Annotated in this window: 13 protein-coding genes; 5 read left to right on the plus strand and 8 right to left on the minus strand. The window is 68.6% G+C overall.

Features of this window, described 5'->3' with window-relative positions:
* Window positions 1-200 precede the first annotated feature (200 nt).
* Both J7024_RS21970 and J7024_RS21975 read right to left on the minus strand, forming a co-directional pair.
* Window positions 201-1,484 (minus strand): isoprenylcysteine carboxylmethyltransferase family protein, encoded by a 1,284-nt coding sequence (locus tag J7024_RS21970; protein WP_124829931.1) that lies wholly within the window; start codon window positions 1,482-1,484, stop codon window positions 201-203.
* Window positions 1,485-1,607: 123 nt separating this feature from the next.
* Complete coding sequence (locus J7024_RS21975) at window positions 1,608-3,431, minus strand: collagen-like triple helix repeat-containing protein (protein ID WP_234745493.1); 1,824 nt, start codon at window positions 3,429-3,431, stop codon at window positions 1,608-1,610.
* A 359-nt stretch (window positions 3,432-3,790) separates the two neighbouring features.
* Between J7024_RS21975 and J7024_RS21980 the strand changes: the two genes are divergently transcribed.
* Window positions 3,791-4,189 (plus strand): carboxymuconolactone decarboxylase family protein, encoded by a 399-nt coding sequence (locus J7024_RS21980; RefSeq protein ID WP_175858890.1) that lies wholly within the window; start codon window positions 3,791-3,793, stop codon window positions 4,187-4,189.
* Window positions 4,190-4,343: 154 nt separating this feature from the next.
* Here J7024_RS21980 and J7024_RS21985 read toward each other — a convergent pair whose 3' ends face one another.
* The 3 genes from J7024_RS21985 to J7024_RS21995 are packed head-to-tail and all read right to left on the minus strand — an operon-like array spanning window position 4,344 to window position 7,799.
* Window positions 4,344-5,330, minus strand: a complete 987-nt coding sequence (locus J7024_RS21985; RefSeq protein WP_124830786.1) for an alpha/beta fold hydrolase — start codon at window positions 5,328-5,330, stop codon at window positions 4,344-4,346.
* 7 nt (window positions 5,331-5,337) lie between these two features.
* Window positions 5,338-6,900, minus strand: a complete 1,563-nt coding sequence (locus tag J7024_RS21990) for a flavin-containing monooxygenase (protein WP_199569040.1) — start codon at window positions 6,898-6,900, stop codon at window positions 5,338-5,340.
* A complete protein-coding gene (locus J7024_RS21995; protein WP_124830788.1) occupies window positions 6,897-7,799 on the minus strand; it encodes an SDR family NAD(P)-dependent oxidoreductase in 903 nt (300 codons plus the stop codon). Before J7024_RS21995 ends, J7024_RS21990 begins: the two co-directional genes overlap by 4 nt.
* A gap of 104 nt (window positions 7,800-7,903) precedes the next feature.
* On the opposite strand from J7024_RS21995, the gene J7024_RS22000 reads away from it, so the two are divergent.
* Window positions 7,904-8,545 carry a TetR/AcrR family transcriptional regulator gene (locus J7024_RS22000; RefSeq protein ID WP_234745495.1) on the plus strand — a complete coding sequence of 214 codons (642 nt, stop codon included), beginning with the start codon at window positions 7,904-7,906 and terminating at the stop codon, window positions 8,543-8,545.
* 313 nt (window positions 8,546-8,858) lie between these two features.
* On the opposite strand, the gene J7024_RS22005 is transcribed toward J7024_RS22000, so the two are convergent.
* Both J7024_RS22005 and J7024_RS22010 read right to left on the minus strand, forming a co-directional pair.
* On the minus strand, window positions 8,859-9,179 hold the full coding sequence (locus J7024_RS22005; protein WP_260435149.1) for a fucose-binding lectin protein: 321 nt from the start codon (window positions 9,177-9,179) through the stop codon (window positions 8,859-8,861).
* 169 nt (window positions 9,180-9,348) lie between these two features.
* A complete protein-coding gene (locus J7024_RS22010) occupies window positions 9,349-10,302 on the minus strand; it encodes a LysR family transcriptional regulator (RefSeq protein WP_234745496.1) in 954 nt (317 codons plus the stop codon).
* Window positions 10,303-10,428: 126 nt separating this feature from the next.
* Between J7024_RS22010 and J7024_RS22015 the strand changes: the two genes are divergently transcribed.
* The 3 genes from J7024_RS22015 (at window position 10,429) to J7024_RS22025 (ending at window position 13,517) form a co-directional block, all read left to right on the plus strand.
* Window positions 10,429-11,073: a glutathione S-transferase family protein gene (locus J7024_RS22015; RefSeq protein WP_124830791.1), complete on the plus strand. Its 645-nt coding sequence runs from the start codon at window positions 10,429-10,431 to the stop codon at window positions 11,071-11,073.
* A 39-nt stretch (window positions 11,074-11,112) separates the two neighbouring features.
* Window positions 11,113-13,170 (plus strand): pyridoxamine 5'-phosphate oxidase family protein, encoded by a 2,058-nt coding sequence (locus J7024_RS22020; protein ID WP_124830792.1) that lies wholly within the window; start codon window positions 11,113-11,115, stop codon window positions 13,168-13,170.
* A 143-nt stretch (window positions 13,171-13,313) separates the two neighbouring features.
* Window positions 13,314-13,517: a DUF2970 domain-containing protein gene (locus J7024_RS22025; protein WP_096505755.1), complete on the plus strand. Its 204-nt coding sequence runs from the start codon at window positions 13,314-13,316 to the stop codon at window positions 13,515-13,517.
* A gap of 52 nt (window positions 13,518-13,569) precedes the next feature.
* On the opposite strand, the gene J7024_RS22030 is transcribed toward J7024_RS22025, so the two are convergent.
* Window positions 13,570-14,709: a porin gene (locus J7024_RS22030; protein WP_124830793.1), complete on the minus strand. Its 1,140-nt coding sequence runs from the start codon at window positions 14,707-14,709 to the stop codon at window positions 13,570-13,572.
* Between the last annotated feature and the right edge of the window lie 216 nt (window positions 14,710-14,925).

Genomic DNA, 14,925 nt, shown 5'->3' on the forward strand with positions numbered 1-14,925 from the left:
CGCGGGGCGGGCTCGGGGCACGCGCTGTTCTACCGCGTCCGGAGCCCGAGCGTCGGCGGCACGGGTACGCTCGCGGTCCCTGCGTCGGCGTGGGCGTCGCAATCGCCGTGTCGAAGCGGCGCGACGGAGGGCGACGACGCGATGCCCAGCGTGTGTGTCGACCGTCCGGCCATTCGGTCATCCGGCCGCCCGTCGTCGCCTCACGCCGCCTGCCGCCCCCCGAACGCCTGCCTGATCCGCGCAAACAGCCCGTGCTGCGCGATCCATTCCGCATATGCGCGATAGTCCGGATCGCGCATCAGATGGCGTTCTTCCGTCTTCGCCCGCGTGTAGTAGATCAGGTTGATCGCGACGAGCCCCGCGCAGTGCATGAGCGCGACCTGCCAGCCGAGCGGCTCGACGAACGGCACCGATACCATCCAGTACGAAAGGTTCTTCGTGATGTACGCCGGATGCTTCGTGAAGCGGTACGGGCCCGACGTGATGATCCCGCGGTTCGTGAGGTTCGAGAAACGCAGCCCGAACGAGATCGTCGACAGCGCGTAGGTCATCAGCAGCAGGATGATCACCGCGCCCCAGATCACGCGCAGCGTCGGCGCGGACAGCAGCCAGTTGTCCCAGAACAGCGTGCCTTCGTAGCGGATGTAGTTGTTCGAGATCAGCGACCAGAACGGCTGATAGCACATCAGCGCGGCGACCCAACCGAGCGTGGTCGGCTCGACGGTGCGCACGTGGCTGTCGAGGATGCGGAACGTGCACAGGTAGCCGACGGTGCCGAACATCAGGTCCATCGTGAACGACAGGTCGTACAGGAACACGAAGGTCGCGAGCGTCATCGGCGCGTTCACCGCGTGCGCGAGCGAGGCGCTCAGGTGATCGGCGTCCTTCGACAGGTAGACGATCATCAGCGGCAGGAAGAACCCCTTCACGCCCCAGCCGGCGAGCATTTCGCGCACCGGCTGCCAGCTCGCGGGCTTCTCGCGGCGGAACAGGAAGCGGCCCCACAGCAGGTACGCGTCGTCGGTTTCGCGCTGGTGGCGATCCATCCACGCGAAATAGAACGGCGCGGCGACGATCACGTACGGCGCGAGCGAGCGCAGCAGCGACCAGAACGGCAGGTAGAACACGCCGTGATACTCGGGCAGCAGCCAGTAGATCGCGCCGATGCCGGCGTAGATCGACGCGAGCGCGCCGAGCCGCGTCGCGACGCGGGCCAGCGCGAGCGGGCGCACGGCCTGCCGCGACAGCCCGGCGCTCGGGCGCAGGTAGACGCGCGAGATGAAGATTTCGTGCAGCGCGATCGTGCCGATGATCGCGAGGCTCGCGATCACCGCGCGCGTGGCCGCGTCGAGCGTCGGGTGGTCGCGCGTGACCCACAGCGCGAAGAGCCCGGCCGTGATGCCGAGAAGGCCCGCGCGAAATGGCGTGGCGGAACGGGGCGGGCGGTCCTGGACCGCAGCGATGCCGTCGAGCGTGGAATTCATGATCGGATCCTCGTCGGGATATTGGCCGGCGTCCCCCGCTTCGGCGGGGTGACGCCGGCCGCTGGCCGGGCATTGGATTGGTATGCGCCCGGCCATTGGCCTGTGGTTCTGATACGTGAAGCGTTACTTCTTGGTGGTGCCGCCGAGCAGGCCGCCGAGCAGGTTCGTCACCGGCGACAGCAGGTTGGCCGCGCCGCCCGCAGCGCCGCCGTTCGAGCTGCCGGAGAGGCCGCCCGTGACGGTGCCGCTGCCGGCCGGCGTCGTCACCGTGCCGGTCGCGCCGCCGGGGCTGGCCGTCACGATGGCGCCCGCACCGCCGGCCGGCGTCGTGAGCGCACCGGTCAGCGTGCCGATCGGGCCGTTCGTCAGCGCGCCGCCGAGGCTGCCGGTCAGGCTGCCGCCCGGCGTCGTGACCGTGCCGGTGAGGCTTGCGCCGAGCGGCGTCAGCGCGTTGACGAGGTTGGTGACCGGCGCAAGCAGGCCGCCAACGCCCGAACCGCTGGTGCCGCTGCTTCCGCCCGTGCCGCTCGAACCGAGGCCGCCGAGCGCACCCGTCACCGAGCCGAGCAGGCCCGTAATCGGTGCGAGCGGGCCGCCGCTGGTGCCGCTCGTGCCGCCGGTGCCGCTCGAACCGAGGCCGCCGAGCCCGCCCGTCAGCGAACCGAGCAGGCCCGTGATTGGGGCGAGCGGGTTGGTGCCGCTGCTGGAACTGCCGCTGGTCAGCAGGCCGCCCGCCGACGTCACCGTGTTGCCGAGCTGGCCCACGTTGTTGCCAAGGCCGTCGCCTACCGGGTTGCCCGTGGCGCCGCCGATCTTCGAGCCGGCGAGGCCGAGGCCGCCGCCGAGCGCGCCCAGCAGGCCGCTGAGCGGGCCGCCGAGCATGGTCGCGTCGCCGAGCGTCTGCGTGACGCCAGGCGTCGTGACGCCGCCGGTCAGCGTGTTGGTGATCGGGTTGATCACCTTGCCGACCTGTGTCTCGAGTTGCTGGACCGGCGTGCTGTTCAGCGCGGTGTTCAGGCCCGATGCGGTCGAGTTGACCGCACCGCCGACCGTGTTGACGAGATCGCCGACGAGCGTCGTCACGGGCGAGAGCGGCGACAACGGGCCCGAGCCGAGGCTCTTCACTGCGTCGCCGAGGTTGTTGACGGCGCCGCCGGCGCCGGTCAGCAGGCCGGTGGTCGACGTCAGCGTCGGGCCGAGCGGGTTCGCCGACACGCCGATCGAGCCGAGGCCGGCCGCGACGCCGTTGCCGAGCGACTGCACGCCGTTGCCGAGGCTCGCGACCGCGTTGCCGACGCTGGTGGCCGTCGTCGGGTTCGTGCCGGGGATCTGCACGCCGCCGATTTGCGAGCCGCCGTTGACGACGGTCGTGCCCAGCGACGTGACGAGGTTGCCGGTTTTCTGGAGGACGTTGCCGAGCGGGGTGACGCCGGAGCCTGAAGTACCCGACGTGCCGGAAGTGCCGGAAGTGCCCGAGGTGCCGGAAGTACCCGAGGTGCCGGAAGTACCCGAGGTGCCGGAAGTGCCGGAAGTGCCGGAAGTGCCCGAGGTGCCGGAAGTGCCCGAGGTGCCGGAAGTGCCCGAGGTGCCGGAAGTGCCCGAGGTGCCGGAAGTGCCCGAGGTACCGGAAGTACCCGAGGTACCGGAAGTGCCCGAGGTACCGGAAGTACCCGAGGTGCCGGAAGTACCCGAGGTGCCGGAAGTGCCCGAGGTGCCGGAAGTGCCCGAGGTACCGGAAGTGCCCGAGGTGCCCGAGGTGCCCGAGGTGCCGGAAGTGCCCGAGGTGCCGGAAGTACCCGACGTCCCTGAACTACCCCCCGTTCCCGACGTGCTCGGCTTGATCGTCGGCGGCGTCGTCGGCCCGTCGACGGAGCCGCAGCCGTACAGCGTGAGCAATGACAAGACAGCCAGCGATACCGTCGTCTTCTTTATTAAGTGTTGGTGCATGTTGGCCTCGACATTGGAAGTGTGCCAAGCCAGAACTGCAAATTCCGCGCCATGACAGCTTTCATGGAACGCTCGGGTGCTTTGTTGCGGAAATCGGGAATTTAGGCGCGATTTAAACGGCGATTTGAAGATTTCACGAGACGCGCAGGCACGTTCCGCCGGTGCGGTCGCAGCGGTGTTCCCGATGGGCGCCGTAACGCGCGCCAGGATGTTACGTAGCGTTCGACTCGCGCCCGGCCGGGTCGCGACGAACCGGGCACCGCGCCTTTGACGAAACGCCCGCGTCCCGCGAACATGATCCGAACCCGCCCGGCCGCGTGCGACGCGCGAGCGGCCACGACATCGAACAGGACACGGACATGAGCGAACAGGACAGGGAGCAGGGCAAGGCGCGGCGCATCGACGTGATGGGGGAAGCGTTCGTCGAGCGTGCAATGCGCGATCTCGACGGCTTTTCGCGTCCGCTGCAGAACTGGCTGAACGAACATGCATGGGGCAGCACGTGGCAGCGCGGCGGGATCGACCTGAAGACGCGCAGCCTCTGCACCTGTGCGATGCTGGCTGCGCTGGGCCGCGGCACGGAACTGAAGGGGCACGTGCGCGGCGCGCTCAACAACGGCGCGAGCCTCGTCGAGATCCGCGAGGTGCTGCTGCACAGTGCGCTGTACGCGGGCGCGCCGGCCGCGGTCGAGGCGTTCCGCCGCGCGCGCGAGGTGATCGCGGAACTCGGGCTGTCGTTGCCCGACGACGAAGCCTGATCGAAGCGCACCGTCGATCGCGGCGGCCGCTGCCGACGACGTGCCGAGTGCCGCCGGACGCTCGATACAACCGCTTGCCTGTCGCGAAGAGGAAGGAACGAGGCCACACACGCGCCCCGTCACACCGCTGCAGCGCCCCGGCGCGCGTTGCCGGTCAATGCCCGACGTGCGCGCCCTGCGCGGCCGCATCGACCGGCTCGGCGGCGACTTCGAGCAGCCAGTCCGCCGTCGCTTCCGGGATCGTGACGGGCAGCATGTGCCCGCCTTCGACGACCTTCAGCCGCACGCGCGCCGACTTCTTCGCGAGCGCCTCGCCATGGTCGCGCCAGTTCAGGATCGGATCGGCGCGGCCGTACAGCACGTCGACCGGCAACGACAGTTCCGCGTAGCGGCGCGTCATCGCGGGCAGGTCGACGGGCGCCGACAGCAGGTCCGTCGCCGTCGCGTAGAACACGCGCGGGCGCAGCCCGAGCAGCCCGCCGCCCTTGACCGGGAAGTCGCGCGGCACGTCCTCCGGCGCGAACACCTGCTGCACGGCCTTGCGGCCGGTCAGGATCGTCAGCGGGATCGCGAAGGTCCACGACACGAAGCGGCGCACCAGCGGCGACGGCAGCATCAGCGGCTTGAACGGCCCCGGCGGCTCGCTCTGCTCGTGCGACAGCGGCGCGATCAGCGCGAGCCGGCTCACGCGCTCGGGATGGTTGAGGCCGACGGCGAGCGCGATCGCGCCGCCGAGCGAGTGACCGACGAGCACGGGGCGGTCGAGCTTCAGCGCGTCGATGAACGCGGCGATGGTGCGGGCCTGCGCGAACACGTTCGCCTGCGAGCCGGCGCCGCGCAGCGAGCGGCCGGCGCCGGGCCGGTCGACGAGGATCACGCGATGCTGCTGCGCGAGCCGTGCGAGCGGCAGGTACGCGAAGTTGCGCAACTGACCTGCGAGCCCGTGCACGAACACGATCGGCGGGCCGCTGCCGTACTCGACGTAATGGAGGCGGTCGCCGCCGATGTCGACGAAGCGGCCTTCAGGCGGAAACGCGCGCGTCACGCGGCTCGCGACGTAACCGGAAAACAGCGCGAGCGCGGCGAGCACCGCGACGACACCGAGCAGCACGTTCTGGATCAGATGGAGCGTATGGCTCATGTCGGCCTCAACGGGTTTCGAGTACGGGTTCGGCAACCGGCGCGGCGGCCGGGCCGGCTTGCGCGCGGCGTTCGAAATGCATCGCCGAATCGGCGAGTCCGCTGAACTTCAGCGATGCGAGATCGAGCACGTAGTTCTGGTGGAATTTCCATGGCTTGCGGTGGCCCTGCTTCGGCAGGATGCCGGCTGCGCGCTGGATGTAGCCGGAGCTCAGGTTCACGGCCGGCACGTCGCCGAGATCGCCGGCGCCGAGCCGCGGCACGCACGTGTCGTAGCCGTGCGCGCGCATGTGGTTCAGCAGCCGGCACACGTAGCGCGAGATCAGCTCGGCCTTCAGCGTCCACGACGCGTTCGTGTAGCCGAACGACGACGCGAGGTTCGGCACGTCGCTGTACATCATGCCTTTATAGGACACGGTCTGCGGCAAGTCGACCGGGCGGCCGTCCACCGTGACGCGTGCGCCGCCGAGCATCTTCACCTTCAGCCCGGTAGCCGTGACGATCACGTCGGCGTCGAGCTGCTGGCCGCTTTTCAGCTTCAGGCCGGTCGGCGTAAAGCGTTCGATCTCGTCGGTGACGATCGACGCGCGGCCCGCGCGGATCGACTTGAACAGGTCGCCGTTCGGCACGAGGCACACGCGCTGGTCCCACGGCATGTAGCGCGGCGTCAGGTGCTTCGCGACGTCGAAGTCGGCGCCGAGCTGCTTGCCGGCCGCACGGATGATAAACCGTTTGGTCCGCTCGGGCTTGCGGCGCGACACGTTGTACAGGTACATCGTCAGCAATACGTTCTTCACGCGCACGAGCCGATGCGCGAGCTGCGACGGCAGCACGCGGCGCAACGCGTTCGCGATCCTGTCGCGGGCCGGCAGCGACACGATGTAGGTCGGCGAGCGCTGCAGCATCGTCACGTGTCTCGCATCGGTCGCCATCGACGGCACCAGCGTGACGGCCGTCGCGCCGCTGCCGATCACGACGACGCGCCGGTTCGCGTACGACAGGTCCTTCGGCCATTGCTGCGGATGCACGATGCGGCCTTCGAACGATTCCATGCCGGTCCAGTCGGGCAGGTAGCCGCCGTCGTAGTCGTAGTAGCCGCTGCACATGTAGAGGAAGCGGCACGTGTAGACGAGCGTGTCGCGCGAGCCGTCCTGCGTGTGCTCGACACGCACGGTCCAGCGCGCGCGATTCGAATCCCAGTCGGCCGCGACGACTTTCTGGCCGTAGCGGATCGTCTTGTCGATGCCATACGTGCGCGCGGTGTCGCGGATGTAGTCGAGGATCGTCTGGCCGTCGGAGATCGCCTTGTCGCTGTGCCACGGGCGGAAGCTGTAGCCGAGCGTGAACATGTCGGAATCCGAACGAACGCCGGGATAGCGGAACAGGTCCCAGGTGCCCCCGATCGCATCGCGCGCCTCGACGATCGCGACGCTCGCATGCGGGCAGCGCTTCTTCAGGTGATACGCGGCGCCGATGCCGGACAGGCCGGCGCCGACGATCAGCACGTCGAGGTCGCGGCTGTCGCCGCGGGCGGGCGGCGCATCGCGCCGGTCGGTCGTGGTCGAGGTCATGCAGGATCCTTGGTCGGCGTGGTCGGGAGCGCGGCCGGGGCAGGCGCGCGTTCGAGATTGCGCGCACGGGCGCGGCGCACGTGGCGCAGCATCAGCCGCTGGTAGCCGGCGCCGAGCAGGCGCGCGATCTTGTCGAGACGGCGCGCATCGGCGCCGACCAGCACGCGGCGCGCGTTACGCTCGACGCCGGCGAGGATCTGCCGTGCGGCATCGTCGGCCGTCGTCGCGTTGATCAGGCGGTTCGCCTGGCGGCGATGGGTCGTTTCGTCCTGCCCCGTGAGCGCATGGATGCTGGTGTCGACGCGGCTCGCATCGACGATGTTGGTCGCAACGCCGCCCGGATGCACGCAGGTCGCGCTCACCGGCGCGCCGTCGAGCTCGAGTTCCATGCGCAGTGCTTCGGTGAAGCCGCGCACCGCGAATTTGGTCGCGTTGTACGCGCTTTGGGTTGGCATCGCGATCAGCCCGAACAGGCTCGACGTGTTGATCACATGCCCGTCGCCCGATGCGCGCAGATGCGGCAGGAACGCCTGCGTGCCGTGCACGACGCCCCAGAAGTTGATGCCGACGATCCATTCGAGATCGGCGATGCGCGCGGTCTCGGCGCTCGCGGCCAGCGACACGCCCGCATTGTTGAAGATCAGGTTGACCTTGCCGTGTTCCGCGCGCACGCAATTGGCCCACGCGAACACCGCGTTGCGATCGGCGACGTCGAGCCGCCGCGTGCTTGTGCGCACGCCGTGCCGCGCGCAGGCGGCCGCCGTGCCGGCGAGCCCGACGTCGTTGACGTCGGCGAGTGCGACCTCGCAGCCGCGCCGCGCGAGCTCGACCGCGAGGCTGCGGCCCATGCCCGAACCGGCGCCCGTGATCGCGGCGACCTTGCCGGAAAAACCCTTCATGTGTCGTTCCTCCCGTTCCCGCTTGCGCTGCACCGGCGGCGCGTCTATTGTGGTGTTGTTTGTCACCACTTTAGTTTTCGGGTGTCCTGATGTCAAATAGCGAAATGGAGAAAGCACTCGAAACGGAAAAGCGGGGGCGGGCGTACGGCGGCGTGGCGCCCGAGGTGCGGGCCGCCGAGCGGCGCGATGCGCTGATTCGCGCGGCGACGCGCGTGTTCGGCACGGTCGGGTTCCGCAAGGCGACCGTGCGGTCGATCTGTCAGGAGGCGAAGCTCAACGATCGCTATTTCTACGCGGCGTTCGACAGTACCGAGGATCTGCTGCGCTGCACCTATCTGCATCACGCGCAGCAGTTGCACGACGCGGTCGCGCGCGCGGTGGCCGAGCGCGGCGGCGATCTGCGCGAGAGCGTCGACGCGGGGCTCGCCGCGTTCTTCGGTTTCCTGCGCGACCCGTGCGCGGCGCGCGTGCTGCTGCTCGAAGTGATGGGCGTCAGTGCGGATACCGACATGACCTACCAGCGGATGCTGATCGACTTCGGCAAGTTGATCATGGCGATCGGCGCGGCACGCGAGGCCGTTACGCCCGCGGAGCGCACCGAGCAGCGGCTGATCGGGCTCGCGCTCGTCGGTGCGATGACGAACGTCGGCGCGGCGTGGCTGCTCACCGGTTATCGCGATCCGGAGGCACAGATGGTCGCGAGTTGCAGGAAGGTGCTGCTGGGGACGCTGCGCGAGCAGGCGTAGCGCGCGCCACCGACCGGGTGCCCAGGCTCCGAAACGGCGGCCCTGAAACAGCCGGGCCATCTTGCGGCGCCTCGATTCGCGTATCGCTTCCGTGAATTTTCCCGGGATTTGTTTTGGTAATTATCGGGTATGGAACGATATCGGCAGGGTGCAGGATGTCACGCAATCTTCATCATTTAAATTATTCAATTATTCTGGCTTTCAGCAATTAATCGATAATCTGTAATTCGATCGAAAAACGACGGTGCAACGTCAATGAAAATCGACGTTGCTCCGTCGTTGCGCGCGAAATGTGTCGCGCCGGCGGGCGGGATCAGGAGCCCGTATAGCCGCCGCGGGTCCAGCCGTCACCGTCCCAGCACCACTCGGTCGTCGACCCTCCGCTGGTCGCGTACACACGGATGTGAACGGCGCTGCCGACCAGCCAGCACGTCGCCGAGACGTTGTCGCCCGCCTGGGCGAACGCGCCGGTGTACCAGTTCTGGCCGTCGTAGCAGCGTTCGGTGATCTTGTTGCCGTTGGCCGTGTAGACGCGGATCGACGGCGTGCTTCCCCATGAAATTGCGGCGGTTTGCATTTTCAAACTCCTTGATTGGAATGAAGCGGAGAATTGAAACGTTCCGGTAAACGCAATTCAGCGTATTACCGGGAATAAGGTTAGTCAAAAATCTCTAAAATCAATATGAGATTTTTTGTGAACAAATGGGGTGATTAATTCGGGCGTGGAAACCCGGTGAAAAGCAGTTGAAGGCGCGTTGAAATGCGGTGTGCCGGAAGCGCCCGGCGCATCCGGCGGCCGGCTTTCAGCGGGCCGTGCGTTTCGATTGCGCCCGGCCTGCCGGTGCGCCCGGCCGCGTTTCGGCGATCCGCGTTTTCATCGCGTCGATGAACGCGCGCACCTTTGGCGACGGCAGCCGCGTCGACGGATACACCGCATGGATTCCGGCCGGCGCCGAGCGCCACGCGGGCAGCAGCCGCACGAGTCGGCCGGCGGCGACGTCGTCCGCGATCGAGAAATCCGTCAGCAGCCCGAAGCCGCCGCCCGCGAGCGCGATCGCGCGGCACGCGGTCGCGGTATTCGACACGACGGGCGCGACGCAGCGCACCGACGCATGGCCGCCGCCCGCACGGTCGAGTTCGATCGTGTGCGGACGCGGCAGCGTCGACAGCATCACGAACGGCAGCGCGGCCAGCGCGTCCGGCTCGCGCGGCAGCCCGTGCCGTGCGACGAACGCCGGGCTCGCGACCGGCCATTTCTCGTACTCGCCCAACTGCACCGCGCGATAGTTCGAATCCGCGAGGCGGCCGATGCGGATCGCGACGTCGAGATTGTCCGCGACCAGATCGACGACACGGTCGTTCGCAATCAGCTCGACGTCGAGCCCCGGATGCGCGTCGCGCAGCGCGACGATGGCCGGCGCGACGACCAGCGCGCCGTAGTCGATCGGCACGCTGACCCGCAGCGTGCCGCGCAGCGGCCCCGCGTCGGACGACACCGCGTCGAGCGCGCTTTCGGTCGCGCGCACGATGTCGCGGCACGCGTCGTAGAACGCGCGCCCCGCATCGGTCACGCTCAGCCGCCCCGTCGTGCGCACCAGCAGGTTCGCGCCGACCTCGGATTCGAGGCGCTGCATGTGCGTGCTGACGACCGTCTTCGCGAGGCCGAGCCGTTCGGCCGCGGCCGTCAGCGAGCCGGCATCGACCACCGCGACGAAGATCGCCAGCCGGTTCAGGTTCACGTCGCGCAGGTCGGCCATCGTCGATTGTCCTATGGGAGCGGATAATATTTCCGCGATTATCCGTCTTCTGCGCGTGAACGGCGAGCGCTACGCTGGGGCCGTTCGTCGCCGACTACCGGCGGCGCGAGATTCAGGAGACCTTCCATGTCCGTTGTCAGCAAGCCCGCCCGTCCGATTCGCGTCTATTCGTTCCCGCTGTCGGGGCATGCGCACCGGGCCCGGCTGTTCCTGGCGCTGCTCGGGCTGCCATGCGAGATCGTCGACGTCGACCTCGCGGCCGGCGCGCAGCGCGAGCCCGCGTTCCTCGCGCTCAATCCGCTCGGGCAGGTGCCCGTGATCGACGACGACGGCACCGTGATCGCCGATTCGAACGCGATCCTCGTCTATCTTGCGAAGCGCTACGGCGACGCGCACTGGCTGCCCGACGACGCGCCTGGCGCGGCAGCCGTGCAGCGCTGGCTGTCGTACGCGGCCGGCCCGATCGCGTCGGGGCCGGCCGCCGCGCGGCTCGTCACTGTGTTCGGCGCGGCGCTGGATCACGACGCGGCGAAGCGCACGGCCGCCAAGGTGCTCGCCGTGATCGACGGCGAGCTGGCCGGCAAGCCGTTCGCCGCCGGCGCGCAGCCGACGATCGCCGATATCGCCGCGTACACGTACATCGCGCACGCGCCGGAGGGCGGCGTATCGCTCGAGCCGTATCCGCACGTGCGCGCGTGGCTCGCGCGCGTCGAGGCGTTGCCGGGCTTCGTCGGCATGCCGCCGACCCGCGCCGGCCTGCTCGCCGCCTGACGCGGCGCGGCCGCCACACGCCTGTTTCGGGAGAACGCGATGAACGCGCCGACCGCCGCCGTACCGGGCCGGGAATGGGACGATGCGCCGTTTCATGCGGGCGAGCTCGCCGTGCAGCAGCGCGCGGGCGTGACGGAGGCCGCGGACGCGGCCGGCCGGCGCGGGATCCGGCGGTTCATGCCGGAGCAGCACCGGACGTTTTTCGGTCAGCTGCCGTTCTTCGTGCTCGGCGGCGTCGATGCGCATGGACAGCCGTGGGCGACGCTGCGGGTCGGCATGCCGGGTTTCGTGACGACGCCGGATGCGCGCACGCTGCGCATCGGCGGCGACGCGTTGCCGGGCGATCCGCTGAGCGGTGCGTGGCAGCCGGGCGCGCCGCTCGGCGGGCTTGGGATCGAGTTCGACACGCGCCGGCGCAATCGCGTGAATGGCGTCGTGCGCGCGGTGGACGGCGGCGCGCTTACGATCGCGGTCGAGCAGAGCTTCGGCAATTGCGCGAAGTACATCCAGGGCCGTACGCCGACGTTCGTGCGGCGCGAAGGCGGTGCGTCGGCCGAGATCGTGGCATCCGGCGTCTCGGACCGGCTGAACGACGCGGATCGCGCGCTGCTTGCGCATGCCGATACGTTCTTCGTCGCGAGTGCGAACACGTCGGCCGGGGCGGGCGCCGCGCGCGGCGCGGACGTGTCGCATCGCGGCGGCATGCCGGGCTTCGTGCGCGTCGACGATGCGCATACGCTGACGACGCCGGATTTCAGCGGCAACCGCTTCTTCAACACGCTCGGCAACCTGCGGCATGATCCGCGCGCCGGATTGCTGTTCGTCGATTTCGACCGCGGCGACCTCGTGTATGTCGCCGCGGATGCGGAGATCGTGTGGGACGGGCCGCTCGTCGCGTCGTTCGACGGCGCGCAGCGCGTCGTGCGGTTTCATGTGCGCGAAGTGCGGCGCACGCCGGGCGTGCTGCCGTTCCGGTGGTCGGCGGTCGAGCGCGCACCGCAGTTTGCGGCGATGGCGGCGAATGCGGGAGCGGTTGCGGTATCGCCGTCCGCCGTATCCTCATCGGCCTCCGGCTGGCGAGCGTTGCGCATCGCGAAGATCGTCGACGAAGCGCGCGCGATCCGCTCGTTCCATTTCGAACCGGCCGGCGGCGGCGCGCTGCCCGCATACGAGGCCGGGCAACACCTGACGCTGCGGGTCGTGCTGCCCGGCGACGATGCGCCGGCGATCCGCAGCTATACGTTGTCGGATGCGCCCGGCGGCGCGGATTACCGGATCACCGTGAAGCGGGAAGGGCGTGTGTCGGCGTGGCTGCACGACCATGCGCAGGCCGGCATGACGCTCGACGCGCAGATGCCGCGCGGCCGTTTCACGTTCGACGTTGCAAGCCCGCGCCCGGCCGTGCTGGTTTCGGCCGGCATCGGCATCACGCCGATGATCGCGATGCTGCGCCGCGCGCTCGCCGACGATGCACCGTCGCGCCGCGTGGTGTTCGTGCATGGCGCACGCGACACGGCGGACCGGCCGTTCGCCGCAGCGCTGACACGCATCGCGGATACCGACGCACGCGTCGCGCTGCACTGGTTCGACAGCCACCCGCAACGCGACGGCGCGGCGCGGCCGGGCCGCATCGACATCGCGCAACTGAAGCGGATCCTGCCGCTCGACGACTACGACTTCTATCTGTGCGGGCCGTCCGCGTTCATGCGCGATTTGTATGAAGGACTGCGCGCGCTGAACGTGCCGGACGAACGCATCCGCTTCGAGGCGTTCGGGCCGTCGAGCGTCACGCGCAGCTCGGCCCGCACGGCAGCGGCGTTGCCGGCGACGAGCGTGCCCGTCGTGTTTCGCCGCTCGGCGCGCGATGCCGGATGGACGCCTGCCGACGGCACGCTGCTCGAATTCGCCGAAGGGCAACGGGTCGCGGTGCCGTCCGAATGCCGGTCCGGATCGTGCGGCGCGTGCGCGACGCGCGTGCTGTCCGGCGCGGTCGACTACGTGCAGACGCACGATGCGCCGGTCGGGCCGGGCTGCGCGCTGCTGTGTGTCGCGCAGCCGGCGCAAGGGGCCACGGAGCCGCTCGTGCTCGATCTCTGACGCGCGCGCCGTCTCGGTGCTGACGCCATGCGACACGCGGTCGCACAGCCCGTGCTGCGCAAAAACCGCGCGCAACTGCTTCTTTTTCCGGATGCCTGTCGGATCGACGATAGCGTCAACCGATAGAGAAAAGGAGCAGCATCATGAAACTGTTCAGCATGATCCGCCTGGTTCTGTGGAGTTTCTTCGGCGTGCGCAACAGCAAGGCGCACGCGTCCGATCTCGCGAACGTCAACTTCACGATGCTGCCGTTCGTCGCGATCGTGCTCGCGGTGCTGGTCGGCGCGGTGATCTACGGCGTCGTCCATCTGGTCGTCGATCCGACGGTGACGATGCAGGGCTTCTGAGCGCCGCGTGCCGCAGCCGTGTGCGGCACGGCCCGGCGCGCGGCACGAACGCTCAGAACGTGTGATTCAGCGCCACGCGCGCGACGATCTGGTGCCCGTTCGACGACGCGCCGGGCGAACCCGGCACGAGCGCGCCGTCGAGTGGCGTGCCGGTCGAGCTGCCGCCCACCAGCTGATAAGCGACCTGCGTATAGACCGACGTGCGCTTCGACAGCATGTACTGCGCCATCGCGCCGAACTGGTTCCAGTGCAGCGACGACTTCACGCCCGCCTGATCGAGGCCGCCGCGCGTGTACGTGACCATGCCGCCGACCAGGAAGGCCGGCGTGACGTTGTACTTCGCGTTGATTTCGATATTGTCGAACGTGAGCCGCGCATTGGCGAGGCCGAGACTGCCGGCATAGATCGACGCGTCGGGCTGGCCGACGTTCACGTGCGAATACACCGCGCCGAGCGTCGTGGCACCGATTCCGTAGTTCACGCCGATGCCGTAGATCTTCTGGTTGCCCGCGACGAAATCCGTGTCGTCCGGCGTCAGTGCGCCGCCCGCCGTGGTGCCCGGGTTCGACATGTTCTCGTAGACGGCGGCGACCGACAGCGTCTGGTACGTGTAGTTCAGGCCGACGCCGAGCATCCGGTTCTGCGCGAAGCCGCCCGCGAGATTGCTCAACCCATACATCACGGTGCCCGAGAATCCGCCGAACGCGGGGCTCGTGTACTTCACCGCGTTGTTCGCATGGAACGACGCATCGGTGTTGTCGTTGTCGAGCGGATGCGAGAACAGGAAGCCGGCCCAGCTGCCGTTCGCGGTCAACGGCCCGATCGTGTCGGCGACGGTGTCGAACTGGCGGCCGAGCGTCAGCGTGCCGAGCCGCGCCGACTGCAGCCCGACATACGACTGGTAGCCGAACAGGCGGTTGCCATAGCCGAGCTGGCCGCTTTCGACCGCGAAGCCGCTTTCCAGGTCGAAGATCGCGTGCAGTCCGCCGCCGAGATCCTCGTCGCCCTTGATGCCCCAGCGGCTGGTCGCGAGATCGCCGCTCGCCATCTGCCACGACGACTTCCCGCCGACATTGTTCGTGTAGTTGATGCCTTCGTCGAGGACGCCGAACAGCAGGACGGAGCTTTGTGCATGCGCGTTCGCGCAACCGATCAGGAATCCTGCCGACAGGATGAGGGGTGTCTTTTTCATGTGGGATGCGGGCTCGAAAGATGAAACGGTCGATGGTCCGGCGCGCGACGTGTGCGGCGCGTGACCTTCGATAAGCAGATGGCATGCCATCACCCGTTTCAGGACCGCCACGCGCGGGCTGCGTTCCATTTCATTGAGCGATGCGGTTGATTCAGGCCGGATCGCGTATCGATCGCGTAGCAATTCGCATCGCGTGTCGCATGTCGCGTCTCAACT

It is taken from the genome of Burkholderia sp. WTPI3 (assembly GCF_021483755.1).
In the GTDB taxonomy this organism is placed as follows: Bacteria; Pseudomonadota; Gammaproteobacteria; order Burkholderiales; family Burkholderiaceae; genus Burkholderia.

Excerpts from the sequence above, each read along its gene's own strand:
- J7024_RS21970 (WP_124829931.1), bottom strand. The coding sequence starts at position 1,484 with ATGAATTCCACGCTCGACGGCATCGCTGCGGTCCAGGACCGCCCGCCC.
- J7024_RS22000 (WP_234745495.1), top strand. The coding sequence starts at position 7,904 with ATGGAGAAAGCACTCGAAACGGAAAAGCGGGGGCGGGCGTACGGCGGC.
- J7024_RS22025 (WP_096505755.1), top strand. The coding sequence starts at position 13,314 with ATGAAACTGTTCAGCATGATCCGCCTGGTTCTGTGGAGTTTCTTCGGC.
- J7024_RS21990 (WP_199569040.1), bottom strand. The coding sequence starts at position 6,900 with ATGACCTCGACCACGACCGACCGGCGCGATGCGCCGCCCGCCCGCGGC.
- J7024_RS22015 (WP_124830791.1), top strand. The coding sequence starts at position 10,429 with ATGTCCGTTGTCAGCAAGCCCGCCCGTCCGATTCGCGTCTATTCGTTC.
- J7024_RS21980 (WP_175858890.1), top strand. The coding sequence starts at position 3,791 with ATGAGCGAACAGGACAGGGAGCAGGGCAAGGCGCGGCGCATCGACGTG.
- J7024_RS21975 (WP_234745493.1), bottom strand. The coding sequence starts at position 3,431 with ATGCACCAACACTTAATAAAGAAGACGACGGTATCGCTGGCTGTCTTG.
- J7024_RS22030 (WP_124830793.1), bottom strand. The coding sequence starts at position 14,709 with ATGAAAAAGACACCCCTCATCCTGTCGGCAGGATTCCTGATCGGTTGC.
- J7024_RS21995 (WP_124830788.1), bottom strand. The coding sequence starts at position 7,799 with ATGAAGGGTTTTTCCGGCAAGGTCGCCGCGATCACGGGCGCCGGTTCG.
- J7024_RS22020 (WP_124830792.1), top strand. The coding sequence starts at position 11,113 with ATGAACGCGCCGACCGCCGCCGTACCGGGCCGGGAATGGGACGATGCG.
- J7024_RS21985 (WP_124830786.1), bottom strand. The coding sequence starts at position 5,330 with ATGAGCCATACGCTCCATCTGATCCAGAACGTGCTGCTCGGTGTCGTC.
- J7024_RS22010 (WP_234745496.1), bottom strand. The coding sequence starts at position 10,302 with ATGGCCGACCTGCGCGACGTGAACCTGAACCGGCTGGCGATCTTCGTC.